This window comes from Pseudomonas sp. PDM09 (genome assembly GCF_014852305.1).
Classification (GTDB): Bacteria; Pseudomonadota; Gammaproteobacteria; order Pseudomonadales; family Pseudomonadaceae; genus Aquipseudomonas.
Genome location: NZ_JACVBI010000006.1, coordinates 153,090 through 170,879 on the forward strand (window position 1 = coordinate 153,090; position 17,790 = coordinate 170,879).

General features: G+C 59.9%; 14 protein-coding genes. 11 read left to right on the plus strand and 3 right to left on the minus strand.

Translation table 11 applies throughout. The annotated features are described in order from the left end of the window. Window positions 1–96: 96 nt before the first annotated feature. The 5 genes from IB250_RS16165 to IB250_RS16185 all read left to right on the plus strand — a co-directional run bounded on the left by IB250_RS16165 (window position 97) and on the right by IB250_RS16185 (window position 4,568). Window positions 97–984 (plus strand): 3-keto-5-aminohexanoate cleavage protein, encoded by an 888-nt coding sequence (locus IB250_RS16165; RefSeq protein WP_064680182.1) that lies wholly within the window; start codon window positions 97–99, stop codon window positions 982–984. Window positions 985–1,126: 142 nt separating this feature from the next. Beyond that, window positions 1,127–2,092, plus strand: a complete 966-nt coding sequence (locus IB250_RS16170; protein WP_192344855.1) for an L-carnitine dehydrogenase — start codon at window positions 1,127–1,129, stop codon at window positions 2,090–2,092. Between the two features lie 165 nt (window positions 2,093–2,257). Then, window positions 2,258–2,728, plus strand: a complete 471-nt coding sequence (locus tag IB250_RS16175) for a thioesterase family protein (RefSeq protein ID WP_123497253.1) — start codon at window positions 2,258–2,260, stop codon at window positions 2,726–2,728. 13 nt (window positions 2,729–2,741) lie between these two features. After that, on the plus strand, window positions 2,742–3,905 hold the full coding sequence (locus IB250_RS16180) for a gamma-butyrobetaine dioxygenase (RefSeq protein ID WP_192344856.1): 1,164 nt from the start codon (window positions 2,742–2,744) through the stop codon (window positions 3,903–3,905). Window positions 3,906–4,304: 399 nt separating this feature from the next. Continuing rightward, a complete protein-coding gene (locus tag IB250_RS16185) occupies window positions 4,305–4,568 on the plus strand; it encodes a hypothetical protein (RefSeq protein WP_017341203.1) in 264 nt (87 codons plus the stop codon). 120 nt (window positions 4,569–4,688) lie between these two features. Here IB250_RS16185 and IB250_RS16190 read toward each other — a convergent pair whose 3' ends face one another. Both IB250_RS16190 and IB250_RS16195 read right to left on the minus strand, forming a co-directional pair. After that, window positions 4,689–5,792, minus strand: coding sequence for a GlxA family transcriptional regulator (locus tag IB250_RS16190; protein WP_008072536.1), 1,104 nt, complete (start codon window positions 5,790–5,792; stop codon window positions 4,689–4,691). Between the two features lie 532 nt (window positions 5,793–6,324). Then, a complete protein-coding gene (locus IB250_RS16195; RefSeq protein ID WP_192344857.1) occupies window positions 6,325–7,701 on the minus strand; it encodes an L-serine ammonia-lyase in 1,377 nt (458 codons plus the stop codon). Window positions 7,702–8,138: 437 nt separating this feature from the next. On the opposite strand from IB250_RS16195, the gene IB250_RS16200 reads away from it, so the two are divergent. The 3 genes from IB250_RS16200 (at window position 8,139) to choV (ending at window position 11,172) form a co-directional block, all read left to right on the plus strand. Continuing rightward, a complete protein-coding gene (locus IB250_RS16200; RefSeq protein ID WP_008072543.1) occupies window positions 8,139–9,086 on the plus strand; it encodes a choline ABC transporter substrate-binding protein in 948 nt (315 codons plus the stop codon). 65 nt (window positions 9,087–9,151) lie between these two features. Beyond that, window positions 9,152–9,997 (plus strand): choline ABC transporter permease subunit, encoded by an 846-nt coding sequence (gene choW, locus IB250_RS16205; protein WP_007907521.1) that lies wholly within the window; start codon window positions 9,152–9,154, stop codon window positions 9,995–9,997. Further along, window positions 9,994–11,172: a choline ABC transporter ATP-binding protein gene (gene choV, locus IB250_RS16210; protein ID WP_052966693.1), complete on the plus strand. Its 1,179-nt coding sequence runs from the start codon at window positions 9,994–9,996 to the stop codon at window positions 11,170–11,172. The genes choW and choV overlap by 4 nt, the downstream gene beginning before the upstream one ends. 197 nt (window positions 11,173–11,369) lie before the next feature. On the opposite strand, the gene IB250_RS16215 is transcribed toward choV, so the two are convergent. Next, on the minus strand, window positions 11,370–13,319 hold the full coding sequence (locus tag IB250_RS16215) for a BCCT family transporter (RefSeq protein WP_229768770.1): 1,950 nt from the start codon (window positions 13,317–13,319) through the stop codon (window positions 11,370–11,372). Between the two features lie 380 nt (window positions 13,320–13,699). Here IB250_RS16215 and betI point away from each other — a divergent pair, with 380 nt between their 5' ends. The 3 genes from betI (at window position 13,700) to betA (ending at window position 17,718) form a co-directional block, all read left to right on the plus strand. Continuing rightward, the gene (betI, locus tag IB250_RS16220) at window positions 13,700–14,293 is read left to right on the plus strand and encodes a transcriptional regulator BetI (RefSeq protein WP_192344858.1); all 594 of its coding nucleotides are present in this window, start codon (window positions 13,700–13,702) and stop codon (window positions 14,291–14,293) included. A 106-nt stretch (window positions 14,294–14,399) separates the two neighbouring features. Continuing rightward, window positions 14,400–15,872 (plus strand): betaine-aldehyde dehydrogenase, encoded by a 1,473-nt coding sequence (gene betB / locus IB250_RS16225; RefSeq protein WP_192344859.1) that lies wholly within the window; start codon window positions 14,400–14,402, stop codon window positions 15,870–15,872. A gap of 142 nt (window positions 15,873–16,014) precedes the next feature. Continuing rightward, on the plus strand, window positions 16,015–17,718 hold the full coding sequence (gene betA, locus IB250_RS16230) for a choline dehydrogenase (protein ID WP_192344860.1): 1,704 nt from the start codon (window positions 16,015–16,017) through the stop codon (window positions 17,716–17,718). Window positions 17,719–17,790 lie beyond the last annotated feature (72 nt).

Genomic DNA, 17,790 nt, shown 5'->3' on the forward strand with positions numbered 1-17,790 from the left:
TGAAATGAACCACCGATTCGCAGCCCCGCCGGGCTGCGAACGGAATCGTCACGCCCTGAGCCACGCCCAAAAATCACGCCTGTAAGGAACCGCCTCATGAACCACGACGTCATCATCACCTGCGCACTCACCGGTGCTGGCGACACGACCGCCAGAAGCCCACACGTGCCGGTCACCCCGAAACAAATCGCCGCGGCCGCCGTGGAAGCCGCCAAGGCTGGCGCCACCGTGGTCCACTGCCACGTTCGCGACCCGCAAACCGGCAAGTTCAGCCGTGACGTGGCGCTGTACCGCGAAGTGATGGAGCGTATCCGCGAGGCCGACGTCGACATCATCGTCAACCTCACCGCCGGCATGGGCGGTGACCTGGAAATCGGCGCGGGCGAGAACCCGATGGAGTTCGGCCCGAACACCGACCTGGTCGGCCCGCTGACCCGTCTGGCCCACGTCGAAGAACTGCTGCCGGAAATCTGCACCCTGGATTGCGGCACCCTGAACTTCGGTGACGGCGACACCATTTACGTGTCCACCCCGGCACAGCTGCGTGCTGGCGCCAAACGCATTCAAGAGCTGGGCGTGAAGGCCGAGCTGGAAATCTTCGACACCGGTCACCTGTGGTTCGCCAAACAGATGATCAAGGAAGGCCTGCTCGATAACCCGTTGTTCCAGCTCTGCCTGGGCATCCCGTGGGGCGCGCCGGCCGACACCACCACCATGAAAGCCATGGTCGACAACCTGCCGGCTGATGCGGTCTGGGCCGGGTTTGGCATCGGTCGCATGCAAATGCCAATGGCGGCGCAAGCGGTGCTGCTGGGTGGCAATGTGCGGGTCGGTCTGGAAGACAACCTGTGGCTGGACAAGGGCGTATTGGCGACCAACGGCCAACTGGTCGAGCGCGCCTCGGAAATCCTCAGCCGCCTCGGCGCCCGTGTTCTGACCCCGGCGGAAGGCCGGACAAAAATGGGCCTGACCAAGCGCGGTTAACCCTTACACACTTTCCCCCTGTGGGAGCGAGCCTGCTCGCGATAGCGGTTTACCTGCCTCAATTGATGCATCGGATGTACCGACGCCATCGCGAGCAGGCTCGCTCCCACAGTTTTTTCCGAGCCAAATTCAGGAATTGACCATGAGCTTTATCACTGATATCAAAACCTTCGCCGCCCTGGGCAGCGGTGTCATCGGCAGCGGCTGGGTGTCCCGCGCCCTCGCCCACGGCCTCGACGTGGTGGCCTGGGACCCGGCGCCCGGTGCCGAAGCGGCCCTGCGCAAGCGCGTCGCCAATGCCTGGGGCGCGCTGGAGAAGCAAGGCCTGGCACCCGGTGCGTCGCAGGATCGTCTGCGCTTTGTCGCCACTATCGAAGAATGCGTTCGCGATGCAGATTTCATCCAGGAAAGTGCTCCCGAACGACTGGAGCTGAAACTGGAACTGCATAGCAAAATCAGCGCGGCGGCCAAGCCCAATGCCTTGATCGGTTCCAGTACGTCGGGGCTGTTGCCGAGCGAGTTCTACGAGAGCTCGACGCACCCGGAACGCTGCGTGGTCGGGCACCCGTTCAACCCGGTTTACCTGCTGCCATTGGTAGAAGTGGTCGGTGGCAAAAATACCGCGCCGCAAGCGGTTCAAGCGGCAATGAAAGTCTATGAATCCTTGGGCATGCGCCCGCTGCATGTGCGCAAGGAGGTACCCGGCTTTATCGCCGACCGTTTGCTCGAAGCGCTGTGGCGTGAGGCGCTGCATCTGGTTAACGACGGTGTGGCGACCACCGGTGAAATCGACGATGCGATTCGTTTTGGCGCGGGCCTGCGCTGGTCGTTCATGGGCACCTTCCTGACTTACACCCTGGCGGGCGGCGACGCGGGCATGCGGCACTTCATGGCGCAGTTCGGGCCGGCGTTGCAGTTGCCCTGGACCTATCTGCCCGCACCGGAGCTGACCGACAAATTGATCGATGACGTGGTGGATGGCACCAGTGATCAACTGGGTAAGCACAGCATCTCGGCGCTGGAGCGCTATCGTGATGATTGTTTGCTGGCAGTGCTGGAGGCGGTGAAAACCACCAAAGAGAAGCATGGGATGGCATTTAACGAGTAACCCCAGGCTTATGGGCCAGCAGGCCTGGCCCCTTCGCGAGCAAGCCCGCTCCCACAGGGGATCTGCTGGGTGACATAGATTGTATTCACACCTCAAATCAACTGTGGGAGCGGGCTTGCTCGCGAAGACGGCAGTCCAGTCACCACTCATGTTGGAACCTACACCATGCCCACCCTCACCACCTACCAAACCAAAATCATCCCCGATTGGGTCGACTACAACGGCCATCTGCGCGATGCCTTCTATCTGCTGATTTTCAGCTACGCCACCGACGCGCTGATGGATCGACTGGGCATGGACAGCAACAACCGCGAAGCCAGCGGCAATTCGCTGTTCACCCTCGAGCTGCACCTCAACTACCTGCACGAAGTGAAGCTCGATGCCGACGTCGAAGTGCACACCCAGATCATCGGCCATGACCGCAAGCGCCTGCACCTCTACCACAGCCTGCATCTGGTGGGCGGTGACAAGGAGCTGGCGGGCAATGAACAAATGCTGTTGCACGTCGATCTTGCCGGGCCTCGATCCGCACCGTTCAGCGAAGAAACCTTGAGCAAGCTGCAAGCCATTGTTGCCGAGCAAGCCGACCTGCCCGCCCCCGCCTTCATCGGCCGAGTGATCGCTTTACCAAAATAACAAGGAGCTCGTCATGAACACCGCCGCCGCTTTTGCCGATTTCCGCACCTACCCGTTGATCAGCGCGTTGACTGCCGTGCACACCCTGGCGGACCGCATTCAAGTGCAGTGGGCGGACGGTCGGGTCAGCCCTTTTCATCATCAATGGCTACGGGACAACTGCCCATGCCCGCAGTGCGTCTACACGGTGACTCGCGAGCAAGTGCTGGAAATCGTCGATGTCGCGGAAAGTCTGATCCCCGACAGCGCTCGAATCGATGCGGAAGGTTGCCTGTGTGTCGATTGGCAGGACGGCCATCTCAGCCGCTTCGACCCGGGCTGGCTGCGCGCCCACGCTTATGACGACGAGTCCCGGGCCGAACGCCGGGCTGCCAAACCGAAAAGCAAGCTGTGGGACAGCCAGCTGAAGCTGCCAGTGTTCGACTATCAGGCGTTGATGGACGACAACGATGCCTTGCTGCAATGGCTGCTGGCCGTGCGCGACATCGGCCTGACCCAGGTTCGCGGCGTACCGACTGAGCCGGGCTCGCTGAAGCTGATCGCCCAACGGATTTCGTTCATCCGTGAGAGCAATTTCGGTGTGCTGTTCAACGTGCAATCCAAGGCCGATGCCGACAGCAATGCCTACACCGCCTTCAACCTGCCGCTGCACAGCGACCTGCCCACTCGGGAGCTGCAACCGGGGCTGCAATTTCTGCATTGCCTGGTCAATGACGCCGACGGTGGCGAGAGCATTTTCGTCGACGGTTTTGCCATCGCCCAAGCCTTGCGCCAGGAAGATCCCGAGGCGTTTCAGGCCTTGTGTGAGATTCCCGTGGAGTTCCGCAACAAGGACCGCCATAGCGACTACCGCTGTCTGGCGCCGATCATCGCCCTGGATGCTTTCGGGCAGGTGTCGGAAATCCGTATGGCGAACTTTCTGCGTGGGCCGTTCGATGCTTCAGTCGAGCAGATGCCCAAGCTGTATCGCGCTTACCGGCGCTTCATTGCGATGACCCGCGAGGCGCGCTTCCGGGTGATGACGCGGCTCAAACCCGGTGAGCTGTGGTGCTTCGACAACCGCCGTACCCTGCACGCCCGCAACGCTTTCGACCCCGCTACCGGCGCCCGGCATTTCCAGGGGTGTTATGTCGACCGGGATGAATTGCTGTCGCGGATCCTTGTATTGCAGCGCTAGACCGCGTCATCGTTCATCGCGAGCAGGCTCGCTCCCACATTGGATTTGTGTCGTACACAAATAATGAGGCCGCTGCAGGTTACCTGTGGGAGCGAGCCTGCTCGCGATGGCGCCCGCCCAGACACCAAGTTTCCAGCTGATTCACAGGCAAAAAAAACCCCGATCAAGCCGTGACAGGATCGGAGCTGAGGAGGGTACTGTTGAGGAGCTGTTGCGCGAGGGTGACCAAACCTTCGTGAAGCCAGCTGAATCCAGTGTGCCCATTCCCATGCAGGGCAAGTTAGCCGAAAACGACCTGTTCATAGGTATTGCGGCCATTGCGACAAATCGTCCTTGCCGCCATCCCCAGCCCCTACCAGAATCGAGCCACGACACCGTTCCCTGAAGAAGGATTGCGTCATGATGCACGCCGATTTGATTGACCAGGAAGACCTGTTGGGCCAGCTGAAATCGTTGGGTTTTCAAGTGCCGAATGGCTCTACAGCCGAACAGGCTTGCGAGTGTGCGGTGCGAGGCTTGAACGATGAGCGGGCGATGACGCTGCGCACTATGGTGAAGCAGATGTACACCAGCAGCGCGACCATCCTGCCGGCCGTGCGCCAGGCGATCGACAAGCAATTGCTGCCGGCGCTGGCGGAGTATCAGCAAAGCCGTAGCGCCTGATAGTGATCGTTCCCACGCTCTGCGTGGGAATGCAGCCCGGGACGCTCCGCGTCCCTGCCGAAGCGGACGCAGAGCGTCCATTGAGGCATTCCCACGCAGAGCGTGGGAACGATCAGAGCATCAAAGCCTTACGCTAGCAAACGTCGATTCATTACGCGCCTGACTCAACGCCGACAGCGGCCCGGACAATGGCGACAGCACCAGCGCTTGCGGCAGAGGCATCATCGCCACTTGTTGCGTGGTGTTGGAACCCACGCGCTCGTCGCGCGGCGGAATGCCGAAGTATTCGCGGTAGCACTTGGAGAAGTGTGGCGTAGACACGAAACCACATACCGACGCCACTTCGATGATCGACATCGGCGTTTGCTTGAGCAGTTGCCGAGCGCGGATCAGGCGCAGTTTCAGGTAGTAACGCGACGGCGAGCAGTGCAGGTATTTCTGGAACAACCGCTCCAGCTGACGACGCGAAACAGCGACGTACACCGCCAGTTCGTCGAGGTCGATCGGCTCTTCGAGGTTGGCTTCCATCAACGCCACGATTTCCTGCAACTTCGGCTGGTTGGTGCCGAGCATGTGCTTGAGCGGCACGCGCTGGTGATCCTGCTCGTTGCGGATGCGCTCGTAGACGAACATTTCCGAGATCGCGGCCGACAGTTCACGACCGTGATCGCGGCTGATCAGGTGCAGCATCATGTCCAGCGGCGCGGTGCCGCCGGAGCTGGTGAAACGGTTGCGATCGAGGGTGAACAGACGGGTGCTCATGGCCACCCGCGGGAAAGCTTCCTGCATCGACGCCAGGCATTCCCAGTGCACGCTGCAATCGAAACCGTCCAGCAGACCGGCGCAAGCCAGGGCCCAGCTGCCGGTGCAGACCGCGCCGAGACGACGGTGCTGACGCGCCTGGCTTTGCAGCCACGACACGTGTTCACGGGTAACAGTACGCTGAATACCGATGCCGCCGCAGACAATGACAGTGTCCAGGGGAGGCGCTTTGTGCATGGAGGCGTCGGGGGTGATTTGCAGTCCGTCACTGGCCCAGACCTGACCGCCATCGACGGTGAGTGTGGTCCAGCGATACAGCTCGCGGCCGGACAATTGGTTGGCCATGCGCAGAGGTTCTACTGCGGAGGCCAGAGAAATAAGCGTGAAATTGTCCAGCAGCAAAAAGCCGATGGATTGAGGCGCACGGTTCTGGGGTTGAGCCCCGGAGTTGAACGTCGTCATCGCGGTATCTCCTCACACAAAGCGGGTGATGGCCTCAGGCGGAGGCTCTTTTTATTGCCATCGTTCTCGCGTGGGAGACGGGCTTTGTAATGACAGAGCAATTGCCATGCCTAAAATTGAATGCGTGTTCAATAACTCCTGAAAACGACGTCGCGATGCGTCTAGATATGGCGCGCAGAGATAAGAGGTCATAAGTGCCATTAGAGGCCGCAAACCCGCTACCCCGTTGCCTGTGAGCAAATCGGTAGCACTTGTGGGAACAGGGCTGCGACGCTCCTGAGGAGAGTGTCACCGCAAGCACAGGTGACGGACGGTCAGGCTTGAATTGGATCCCTGACTGGGGAAGACAGGCTTACCTGTTTGCGACGCGCTAAAAGGTGGCGCGTTTTGGTGCAGGTGTTCACTTAGTGCGCAGTTTTGACTGGTCTGGCCCCTTCGCGAGCAAGCCCGCTCCCACATTTAATCAGCGTCATGCACAAATCCAATGTGGGAGCGGGCTTGCTCGCGAAGCAGGCGACTCGGTATTACTGATTCAACACTCAACCGCGCTAACCGCCAACCCACCGCGCGATGTCTCTTTATATTTGTCGTGCATGTCGGCACCGGTATCACGCATGGTGCGGATCACCCGATCCAGCGAGATAAAGTGCTGACCGTCACCCCGCAGCGCCATCTGCGCCGCGTTGATCGCTTTCACCGCGGCAATCGCATTGCGCTCGATGCACGGCACTTGCACCAGGCCACCCACTGGGTCGCAGGTCAGGCCGAGGTTGTGTTCCAGGCCGATTTCCGCCGCGTTGCACAATTGCTCCGGGGTGGCCCCGAGAATCTCCGCCAACCCGGCCGCCGCCATGGCGCAGGCCGAACCGACTTCACCCTGGCACCCGACCTCGGCACCGGAGATCGAGGCGTTCTTCTTGCACAGGATCCCCACCGCTGCGGCACTGAGGAAGTAATCGACCACGTTGGCGTCGGTCACTGCCTCGCTGAACTTCATGAAGTAGTGCAACACCGCCGGAATGATCCCCGCCGCGCCGTTGGTCGGCGCCGTAACCATGCGCCCGCCAGCAGCGTTTTCTTCGTTGACCGCCAGGGCGAACAAGTTCACCCACTCCATGGCGCTCAAGGTCGAGCCGATCACGTTGGGCTTGTTCAGTTCTTGCAGGCTGCGGTGCAGTTTGGCCGCGCGACGACGCACATTCAGGCCACCGGGCAGGATGCCTTCGTGCTTGAGGCCTTGCTCCACGCAATCTTGCATCGCGCGCCAGAGTTTCATCAGGCCGGCGCGAATTTCCTCTTCGCTGCGCCAGACTTTCTCGTTGGCCATCATCAGCTCTGCAACGCGCAGGTTGTGCTGCTTGCAGAGACTGAGCAGCTCGACGGCACTGGAGAAGTCGTAAGGCAGCACGGTGCTATCCAGATCCACCACGCCGCTGGAAGCCTGTGCCTCATCGACGACAAAACCGCCGCCGATGGAATAGTAGGTGTCGCGATGCAACTCGCCGTGATCGCCTTCGGCAACCAGGGTCATGGCGTTGGGATGGAACGGCAGGTTCTCGTCGATCAATCGCATATCCCGGGCCCAGATGAACGGGACCGACAAGCGACCGTCGAGCAATAGGGTATTGGTTTCACGCAGGGCCTCGATGCGGATGCCGATTTGCGACGGATCGATCGCATCCGGCCACTCGCCCATCAGCCCCATGATCACCGCGTTGTCGCTGCCATGACCGATGCCGGTGGCCGAAAGCGACCCATAAAGCTGAACTTCGACGCGACACACCTGCTCCAAAAGTCCCTGTTCACGCAAACCTTGCACGAACAGCGCCGCGGCGCGCATAGGCCCCACGGTGTGCGAACTGGAAGGGCCGATGCCGATTTTGAACAAGTCGAAAACGCTGATAGCCATTACTGCTGAACTCCTGGATGTGCCTGCTCCAGGCGCAAAAGCGCCCAGTGACGGAGCTGCTACGCTCAAGCTGCAATCCGCCGAGATGGCCGCATCATCAGGCTTTTGTCATGTCGTTCAACGTCTCACACCGACGCACTCATGCCCGCTAGCGCCGCAAGCCGCTTACGCAGTGTTTTCGCCGTTTTTTTGCGGATCAGCGGGGCAAAACGGGCTGAAAAAAGCTGTAAACGACGTTACCGACACTGGATGCGACCATCCCTGTACTGGTTACGACGCACCCTGTAGGCGTCAGATTTTCACTGGTACATGATCATATCGACTCGATTGCTAGGCGCCGTGGTAGAGATGTCTCCAAAACGCCATCCAACCGCAACAGATAAGTGCGGTGGTCCAGTCGGAACACTGCCAAAAAAAACACCAAGGAGTCGCCCCTTATGAAAGGTTCCCCGTCGTTGTTGTTGGCCGCCATGCTGAGTCTGCCGTTTCTGGCTCAAGCCGCAGAACCGGCCCAATGCAGCACCGTAAACTTCTCCGATGTCGGCTGGACGGACATTACCGTCACTACCGCCACCACCAGCGTCGTTCTCGATGCCCTGGGCTACAAGACCAAGACCACGATGATTTCCGTGCCGGTGACCTACAAGTCCCTGGCCGACGGCAAGAACATGGACGTGTTCCTCGGCAACTGGATGCCGACCATGGAAAACGACATCAAGGCCTATCGCGATGCCGGCACCGTGGACACGCTGCGCGCTAATCTGGAAAACGCAAAATACACACTCGCCGTCCCCGAAGAGTTGTATAACAAAGGTCTGAAAGATTTCGCCGACATCGCCAAGTTCAAGAAAGAACTCGACGGCAAGATCTATGGCATCGAACCGGGTAACGACGGCAACCGCCTGATCCAGAGCATGATCGACAAGAACGCCTTCGGCCTGAAAGACGCCGGCTTCAAGGTGGTCGAGTCCAGCGAGGCAGGCATGCTCTCGCAAGTCGATCGCGCCCAGCGCCGCAACACCGCCGTGGTGTTCCTGGGCTGGGAACCGCACCCGATGAACACGCGATTCAAGATGAAGTACCTGACCGGCGGCGACGAATACTTCGGCCCGAACTTCGGCCAGGCGACCATCTACACCAACACCCGCAAGGGTTACGCACAGGAATGCAGCAACGTCGGTCAGTTGCTGAAAAACCTGGTGTTTACCCTCGACATGGAAAGCACGCTGATGGGCAACGTCCTGGACGACAAAATGAAGCCTGACGCGGCCGCCAAGGCCTGGCTGAAAAAGAATCCACAGGTACTCGATACCTGGCTTGCTGGCGTGACCACCATTGACGGTAAACCTGGCCTGGAGGCCGTAAAAGCCAAGCTTGCGCAGTAATGCTTACGCCGGGCGAGTTCGCTCGCCCGGGCTGTTTATTCCCTTGCATGCGGACGTTCACTACCATGCTGATTGATCAGAAAATACCTTTAGGCCAGTACATCGCGGGCTTCGTTGAATGGTTGACGCAAAACGGCGCCAGCACCTTCGACGCAATCGCCGTGTCACTGGAAACGATGATCCACGGCGTGACTTTTGCGCTGACCTGGTTCAACCCGCTGGCATTGATCGGCCTCATCGCGCTACTGGCACACTTCATCCAACGCAAATGGGGCCTGACCGTTTTCGTCATCGCCTCCTTTCTGCTGATCCTCAATCTGGGGTACTGGCAGGAAACCATGGAAACCCTCGCCCAGGTGTTGTTCGCCACCCTGGTGTGCGTGCTGATCGGCGTGCCGTTGGGCATCGTCGCCGCGCACAAACCGATGTTCTACACAGTGATGCGGCCGGTGCTCGATCTGATGCAGACCGTGCCAACCTTCGTGTACCTCATTCCTACCCTGACCCTCTTCGGTCTGGGTGTGGTCCCGGGTCTGATTTCGACGGTGGTGTTCGCGATTGCCGCGCCCATCCGCCTGACCTACCTGGGTATCCGCGATGTTCCGGACGAACTGATGGACGCCGGCAAGGCCTTTGGCTGCTCGCGCCGTCAGCTGCTCTCGCGAATCGAACTGCCCCACGCCATGCCAAGCATCGCGGCCGGTATCACCCAGTGCATCATGCTGTCGTTGTCGATGGTGGTGATTGCGGCACTGGTGGGCGCCGATGGCCTGGGCAAACCCGTGGTCAACGCACTGAACACTGCTGATATCGCCCTGGGCTTCGAAGCAGGCCTGGCGATCGTACTGCTGGCGATCATGCTCGACCGTATCTGCAAACAACCCGACGCTAAAGTAGGGGGTGACGCATGAGCATTATTCGCTTCGAAGACGTGGACGTGATCTTCTCCAAAGACCCGCGCGAGGCGCTCAAACTCCTCGACCAGGGCATGACCCGCAACGAGATTCTGAAAAAGACCGGGCAAATCGTCGGTGTCGAAAAGGCCAGCCTGGACGTCGAAAAAGGTGAAATCTGCGTACTGATGGGCCTGTCCGGCTCTGGTAAATCCAGCCTGTTGCGCTGCATCAACGGCCTTAACACCGTCAGCCGTGGCAAGTTGTTCGTCGAGCACGAAGGCAAGCAGATCGACATCGCCTCGTGCACGCCGGCGGAACTGAAAATGATGCGCACCAAGCGCATCGCGATGGTGTTCCAGAAGTTCGCCCTGATGCCTTGGCTGACGGTGCGCGAGAACATCAGCTTCGGTCTGGAAATGCAGGGCCGGCCGGAGAAGGAACGGAAAAAACTGGTCGATGAAAAACTCGAACTGGTGGGCCTGACCCAGTGGCGCAACAAGAAACCCAATGAGCTCTCCGGTGGTATGCAACAGCGTGTCGGCCTGGCCCGAGCGCTGGCGATGGACGCCGACATTCTGCTGATGGACGAACCGTTCTCGGCCCTCGACCCGCTGATTCGCCAAGGTCTGCAAGACGAACTGCTGGAGCTGCAACGCAAACTGAGCAAGACCATCGTTTTCGTAAGCCACGACCTCGATGAAGCCCTGAAGCTCGGCAGCCGTATCGCCATCATGAAAGACGGCCGGATCATCCAGTACAGCAAGCCGGAAGAAATCGTCCTCAATCCTGCGGACGATTACGTGCGCACCTTCGTCGCCCACACCAATCCGCTGAACGTATTGTGCGGTCGCAGCCTGATGCGCACCCTGGACAACTGCAAACGCATCAACGGTTCGGTGTGCCTGGATCCGGGCGGCGATTCGTGGCTGGACCTGGCCGAAGGCAACACCATCAAAGGCGCACGCCAGAACGGTTCGAGCCTGGACCTGCAGAACTGGATACCGGGGCAAGCGGTTGAAGGTTTGGGCCGTCGGCCAACATTGGTGGATTCCAACATCGGCATGCGCGATGCGTTGCAGATTCGTTACCAGACCGGCAATAAGCTGGTGTTGCATGACAACAACAAGGTTGTCGGAATCCTGGGCGACAGCGAGCTGTATCACGCGCTGCTCGGCAAGAACCTGGGGTAAGAAGCAGCAGACACAAAAACGCCGCGAGAGATCGCGGCGTTTTTGTTTATGGGATATCGGGTAATGCGGTTTTGGAGTTGAAGACCCCATCGCCAGCAGGCTGGCTCCCACATTGGATTGCATCTCTTGTGGGAGCCAGGCTGCTGGCGATGAAGCCGACGCGGTGCTTCGGACCGAAACACCGCGTCCTCGATTACTCAGCTATAAACCCGGCCAAGCAGCTGCCGATGGCTTTCAAACTGATCGAGCACGTCACGGGTGATCTGATCCTGCGTGAAGCCCATCAGGTCGTAATCCTGGCTGCCGTTATGCAGGTACACCTCGGCGCGGTAGTAACGTGCGCGCGGTTCATCAGCGCTTTCAGCAGACACCGTGTCACTCGCCGCCGCCAGATAACCGTCCAGGCTCACTTCGTAGACAAAAGGGTTGCCCTCTTCCATCTCGATCCGCACGCCCATGCAGCGCTTGGCCTTGCCCAGCAACGTCTGCACATCCAGGCCCTGAGCACGCAATTGCACAGCCGCGTCTTCCAGCGCCGGGCTCACGCGCTTGTCCATGAAACGCTGAACAATCGACTGGTTCGGTTGCAGATCCAGCTGGGTCAGACGCTCGCTGAAACCACGACGACCACGCGCTGCCAGTTCCGCTTGCTCCTGTTCGATTTGCACGTCCTGGCGCATGGCCTTGTGCAAGCCGAACATGAAGAACACCAGCACTACCGAGAACGGCAGCCCCGCCAGCACCACCATGGTTTGCATGGCTTCGAAGTTACCGGCGAACAACAGACCGATGGTCACCAGAGTGATCACCGCCGACCAGAAAATCCGCAGCCAGTGCGGCGCATCTTCGTCAACATTACCGCCCTTGCAGGAAAGGTTGGCCATCATCACCGCGCCGGAATCCGCCGGGGTCAGGAACAGCACGAAGCCGACAAAAATCGACACGCCGATCACGATTTTCGACGCCGGGTAATGCTCAAGCAATTGGTAGATCGCCATCGATGGCTGTTCCAGCGCCGTCTTCCCGAGTTCCACCGCCCCATGGTTCATCACCAGGTCCAGGGCCGAGTTACCGAAAATCGACAGCCATGCCAGGGTGAAGCCCAGCGGAATCAGCAACACGCCGGCCACCAATTCACGCACCGTGCGACCACGGGAAATACGCGCAATGAACATGCCGACGAATGGGGCCCAGGAAATCCACCAGGCCCAGTAGAACAGAGTCCACAGGCCCAACCAGCGGTCAGACTTCTCACTGTCGCCTTCATACACATAGAGGTCGAACGTCTTCAGCACCACGCCGTTCAGGTAGTCGCCGATGTTCTGCACAAAGCCGTTGAGCAGGTGCAGGGTCGGGCCGAACAGCAGCACGAAAATCAGCAGACCGCTGAACAGCACGATGTTCAGGTTGGACAGGCGGCGGATGCCGTTTTCCACACCGGACACAGCGGCGATGGTCGCCACGGTGCTCATCACGATGATCACGATCAGCAGGTTGGTGTTGCTGTGTTCCATGCCGAACAGGTTTTCCAGCCCCGACGACACTTGCAGCGAACCAATCCCCAGGTTCGTCACCAGCCCCAGCAAGGTCACGAACATGCCGAAGCCGTCCACCGCATGACCGGCCGCGCCTTTGACCCAACGCTCGCCGACCAGCGGATACAGCGCCGACCGCAACGCCAGCGGCTGGTTATGACGGTAAGCAAAGTACGCCACGGCCAGGCCGACCAGTGCGTAGATCGCCCAGCCATGCAGGCCCCAATGCAGGAACGTCAGTTGCACCGCCTGACGAGCCGCGAGATTGCTGCCAGCCACGCCTTCCGGCGGATTGAAGTAATGATCCAGCGGTTCGGAAGCACCGAAGTACAGCAACGAGATGCCGATACCCGACGAGAACAGCATCCCCGCCCAGGCGCCGTAGCTGAAGTCCGGGGTGTCGTCCTTGCTGCCCAGCTTGAGCTTGCCGTAGGACGAAAACGCCAGGCCAACCACAAAAACCAGATAAGCGGCGATCACCACCATGTAGTACCAGCCGAAGCTGCGGGACAACCAGGCCTGGGCAATGCCGAGCATTCTGCCGGCCTCTTGCGGGGCGATGATCAGAATGGCGGTCAACAGCAGAATCAACGCGGTAGAGGTGTAAAACACCCAACCGTTGACCGTCACCTTCTCGGGTGGGGTCTTTATTAGAGAGGCAGAACTCATGGCACAGATGCTCCAGGCAGTGCGAGAGAAGAACACAAGGCAGCGCGTTACCCGACCAATCGGTTAGTTGGCAGCCGACCGGCGGGTGATATAAAGACACCCCGAAAAAAGCCCGAAACCCTTGGGACGCCTGCGCGTATGGGTTTCGAGCATTTTGGGATGTCGTTTTTCCGCCAACTACACGTAGGAAAAACCTGTAGGTAGCGACGATTTGTCGCAGATCTTATTCTTTGTTGATTGAACGTTCAATCAAAACAAAATAGACTGGCCCACAATCCGGTAGCCGTTTTTCGTCCACCGGAAGGCCTAAGGAGATGTGCAAGATGCCCAAGGTCGGTATGCAACCCATCCGCCGCCAGCAATTGATCGAAGCCACGTTACAGGCTGTCGACAAGGTCGGCATGGGGGACGCCAGCATTGCGCTGATCGCCCGTTTGGCCGGTGTCTCGAATGGCATCATCAGTCACTACTTTCAGGACAAGAACGGCCTGATCGCCGCCACGGCGCAGTATCTGATGAGTGTCCTCAGCGAGAACGTCACCGCGCGCCGTCAGGCGCTGGAGGACACCAGCCCACGGGCTCACCTTCAGGTGATTATCGAAGGCAACTTCGACGCCAGCCAGGTCAATGGCCCGGCAATGAAAACCTGGCTGGCCTTCTGGGCCACCAGCATGCACCACCCGTCTTTGCACCGGTTGCAGCGGATCAACGATCACCGTCTGTATTCCAACCTGTGCTGCCAGTTCCGCCGTGTGTTGCCGCTTGATCAAGCGCGCAGCGCCGCCCGCGGCCTGGCAGCCCTCATTGACGGTTTGTGGTTGCGCGGCGCGCTGTCGGGAGATGCTTTCGACACCGGGCAGGCGCACCAGATCGCTTACGAATACATGGATTTCCAACTGGCCAAGCAGGTGAGTTAGAGCACACAGAACCGCTCAGCACCTGAACCGCTACCGACCGCGACGCCACTGCTACACGGCTCGCCCGGTGGTCAACGCCAACCACTTATGCACTTGCGAGGACTTTATGGCCCGTTTCGAACTGCAAAAACTCTACATCGATGGCGGTTACTCCGACGCCAGCAGCGACGCCACTTTCGAAGCCATCAACCCGGCTAACGGTGAAGTCCTCGCAACCGTACAACGTGCAACCAAGGAAGACGTTGAGCGCGCTGTGGTCAGCGCCGAAAAGGGTCAGAAAATCTGGGCTGCAATGACCGCCATGGAGCGTTCGCGCATCCTGCGTCGCGCTGTCGACATCCTGCGCGAGCGCAACGATGAACTGGCCGCTCTGGAAACTCTGGACACCGGCAAGGCGTACTCCGAAACCCGTTACGTCGATATCGTCACCGGCGCTGACGTGCTGGAGTACTACGCAGGCCTGGTGCCGGCCATCGAAGGCGAGCAGATTCCGCTGCGCACCACGTCTTTCGTTTACACCCGTCGCGAGCCGCTGGGCGTCGTGGCCGGTATCGGCGCGTGGAACTACCCGATCCAGATCGCCCTGTGGAAATCCGCACCGGCCCTGGCGGCCGGTAACGCGATGATCTTCAAGCCAAGCGAAGTCACTTCCCTGACTACCCTGAAACTGGCCGAGATCTATACCGAAGCTGGCCTGCCAGCCGGTGTGTTCAACGTTCTGACCGGCAGTGGCCGTGAAGTCGGCACCTGGCTGACCGAACACCCACGCATCGAAAAAATCTCCTTCACCGGCGGCACCGACACCGGCAAGAAGGTCATGGCCAGCGCTTCCGCTTCGTCGCTCAAAGACGTGACCATGGAACTGGGCGGCAAATCCCCGCTGATCATCTTCGACGACGCCGACCTGGATCGCGCCGCCGACACCGCAATGATGGCCAACTTCTACAGCTCCGGTCAGGTCTGCACCAACGGCACTCGCGTGTTCGTACCGAGCCACCTGAAAGCCGCGTTCGAAGCCAAGATCGTTGAGCGCGTTGCCCGCATCCGCGTCGGCAACCCGGAAGACGAGAACACCAACTTCGGTCCTCTGGTCAGCTTCGCCCACATGGAAAGCGTGCTGGGTTACATCGCCAAAGGTAAGGAAGAAGGCGCTCGCGTTCTGTGCGGCGGCAGCCGTCTGACCGAAGGCGAATTCGCCAAAGGCGCATTCGTGGCACCGACCGTGTTCACCGACTGCACCGACGAGATGACCATCGTTCGCGATGAAATCTTCGGCCCGGTGATGAGCATCCTGACGTACGAAACCGAAGAAGAAGTGATCCGTCGCGCCAACGACACTGAGTTCGGTTTGGCGGCTGGCGTTGTCACCAAAGACCTGAACCGCGCTCACCGTGTGATTCATCAACTGGAAGCCGGTATCTGCTGGATCAACGCCTGGGGCGAGTCCGACGCGAAGATGCCGGTCGGCGGCTACAAGCAGTCGGGCGTGGGCCGTGAGAACGGCATCAGCTCGCTGAACAACTTCACACGCATCAAATCGGTACAGGTCGAACTGGGCGATTACGCCTCGGTTTTCTAAGGCGGTATTTGCTTCGCCTGCAAGGCCGTCATCGCCAGCAGGCTGGCTCCCAGGAGTACGCATTCCAATGTGGGAGCCAGCCTGCTGGCGATCGAGTGCGAAGCACTCGCCGACCTGACCAACTTCAAAGAGGGTGCATTCAATGTCCCAAGAATTCGATTACATCATCATCGGTGCCGGCTCGGCCGGTAACACCCTGGCGACCCGTCTGACTGAAGACGAAGGCGTCACCGTCCTGCTGCTCGAAGCGGGCGGCCCGGATTACCGTCTGGATTTCCGCACGCAAATGCCGGCCGCCCTGGCATTCCCGCTGCAAGGTCGTCGCTACAACTGGGCCTATGAAACCGATCCAGAGCCACACATGGACGGTCGCCGGATGGAATGCGGTCGCGGCAAGGGCCTGGGTGGTTCTTCGCTGATCAACGGCATGTGCTACATCCGTGGTAACGCCATGGACTACGACAACTGGTCGAAGCTGCCCGGTCTGGAAGACTGGACCTACCTCGACTGTCTGCCGTATTTCCGCAAGGCGGAAACCCGTGACATCGGCCCGAACGACTACCACGGTGGCGACGGTCCGGTCAGCGTGACCACGCCGAAAGCCGGCAACAACCCGTTGTTCCACGCGATGGTTGAAGCCGGCGTGCAAGCCGGTTACCCGCGCACCGAAGACCTCAACGGCTACCAGCAAGAAGGTTTCGGCCCGATGGACCGCACCGTGACGCCGAACGGCCGTCGCGCCAGCACCGCGCGTGGTTACCTGGACGTCGCCAAGAAGCGTTCGACCCTGACCATCGTCACCCATGCCCTGACCGACAAGATCCTGTTCGAAGGCAAGCGTGCGGTCGGCGTGCGTTACCTGATCGGCGCCGCTGAAGAGCGCGTTGAAGCCCGCGCCCGCAAAGAAGTATTGCTGTGCTCCGGAGCCATCGCTTCGCCGCAGATTCTGCAACGCTCCGGCGTCGGCCCGGCCGAACTGCTGAAAAAACTCGACATCCCGGTGGTCCACGACCTGCCAGGCGTTGGTGAAAACCTGCAGGATCACCTTGAGCTGTACCTGCAATATGCCTGCACCCAACCGGTTTCGCTGTACCCCTCGCTGCTGCTGCACAACCAGCCAGCCATCGGTGCCGAGTGGCTGTTCAACGGCACCGGCATCGGCGCCAGCAATCAGTTCGAGGCCGGTGGTTTCATCCGCACTCGTCCGGAATTCGATTGGCCGAACATTCAGTACCACTTCCTGCCGGTGGCGATTAACTACAACGGCAGCAACGGTGTGAAAGAGCACGGCTTCCAGGCGCACATGGGCTCCATGCGTTCTCCAAGCCGAGGTCGCATCCAGGCCAAGTCCAAGGATCCGCGCGAGTACCCGAGCATCCTGTTCAACTACATGGCCACCGAGCAGGACTGGCAGGAATTTCGCGATGGCATCCGCCTGACCCGTGAAATCATGCAGCAACCAGCGCTGGACGCCTTCCGTGGCCGCGAAATCAGCCCGGGCATCGAGGTGCAAACCGATGAGCAGCTGGACAAGTTCATCCGCGAACACGCCGAAACCGCGTTCCACCCGTCCTGCTCGTGCAAGATGGGCACCGACGAGATGGCCGTGGTCGATGGCGAAGGTCGTGTGCACGGCATGCAAGCCCTGCGCGTGGTCGATGCCTCGATCATGCCGATCATCACCACCGGCAACCTGAACGCGCCAACAATCATGATGGCCGAGAAAATCGCCGACAAGATCCGCGGTCGCAAGCCATTGCCGCGTAGCAAGGCTGCTTACTACGTGGCCGGTGATGCACCGGTGCGTGGCAAGCCGTTGCGGGATGTGAGCCTGACTGCTCAGTAAGGCGTAATACCGAGGCGCGGCCTTCGCGAGCAAGCCCGCTCCCACATTAGATCGGTAGTGAACACAAATTTT

Bases quoted from the DNA above. Each gene is read 5' to 3' on its own strand.
- IB250_RS16165 (WP_064680182.1), top strand. From the start codon at position 97: ATGAACCACGACGTCATCATCACCTGCGCACTCACCGGTGCTGGCGAC.
- IB250_RS16170 (WP_192344855.1), top strand. From the start codon at position 1,127: ATGAGCTTTATCACTGATATCAAAACCTTCGCCGCCCTGGGCAGCGGT.
- IB250_RS16175 (WP_123497253.1), top strand. From the start codon at position 2,258: ATGCCCACCCTCACCACCTACCAAACCAAAATCATCCCCGATTGGGTC.
- IB250_RS16180 (WP_192344856.1), top strand. From the start codon at position 2,742: ATGAACACCGCCGCCGCTTTTGCCGATTTCCGCACCTACCCGTTGATC.
- IB250_RS16185 (WP_017341203.1), top strand. From the start codon at position 4,305: ATGATGCACGCCGATTTGATTGACCAGGAAGACCTGTTGGGCCAGCTG.
- IB250_RS16190 (WP_008072536.1), bottom strand. From the start codon at position 5,792: ATGACGACGTTCAACTCCGGGGCTCAACCCCAGAACCGTGCGCCTCAA.
- IB250_RS16195 (WP_192344857.1), bottom strand. From the start codon at position 7,701: ATGGCTATCAGCGTTTTCGACTTGTTCAAAATCGGCATCGGCCCTTCC.
- IB250_RS16200 (WP_008072543.1), top strand. From the start codon at position 8,139: ATGAAAGGTTCCCCGTCGTTGTTGTTGGCCGCCATGCTGAGTCTGCCG.
- choW (WP_007907521.1), top strand. From the start codon at position 9,152: ATGCTGATTGATCAGAAAATACCTTTAGGCCAGTACATCGCGGGCTTC.
- choV (WP_052966693.1), top strand. From the start codon at position 9,994: ATGAGCATTATTCGCTTCGAAGACGTGGACGTGATCTTCTCCAAAGAC.
- betI (WP_192344858.1), top strand. From the start codon at position 13,700: ATGCCCAAGGTCGGTATGCAACCCATCCGCCGCCAGCAATTGATCGAA.
- betB (WP_192344859.1), top strand. From the start codon at position 14,400: ATGGCCCGTTTCGAACTGCAAAAACTCTACATCGATGGCGGTTACTCC.
- betA (WP_192344860.1), top strand. From the start codon at position 16,015: ATGTCCCAAGAATTCGATTACATCATCATCGGTGCCGGCTCGGCCGGT.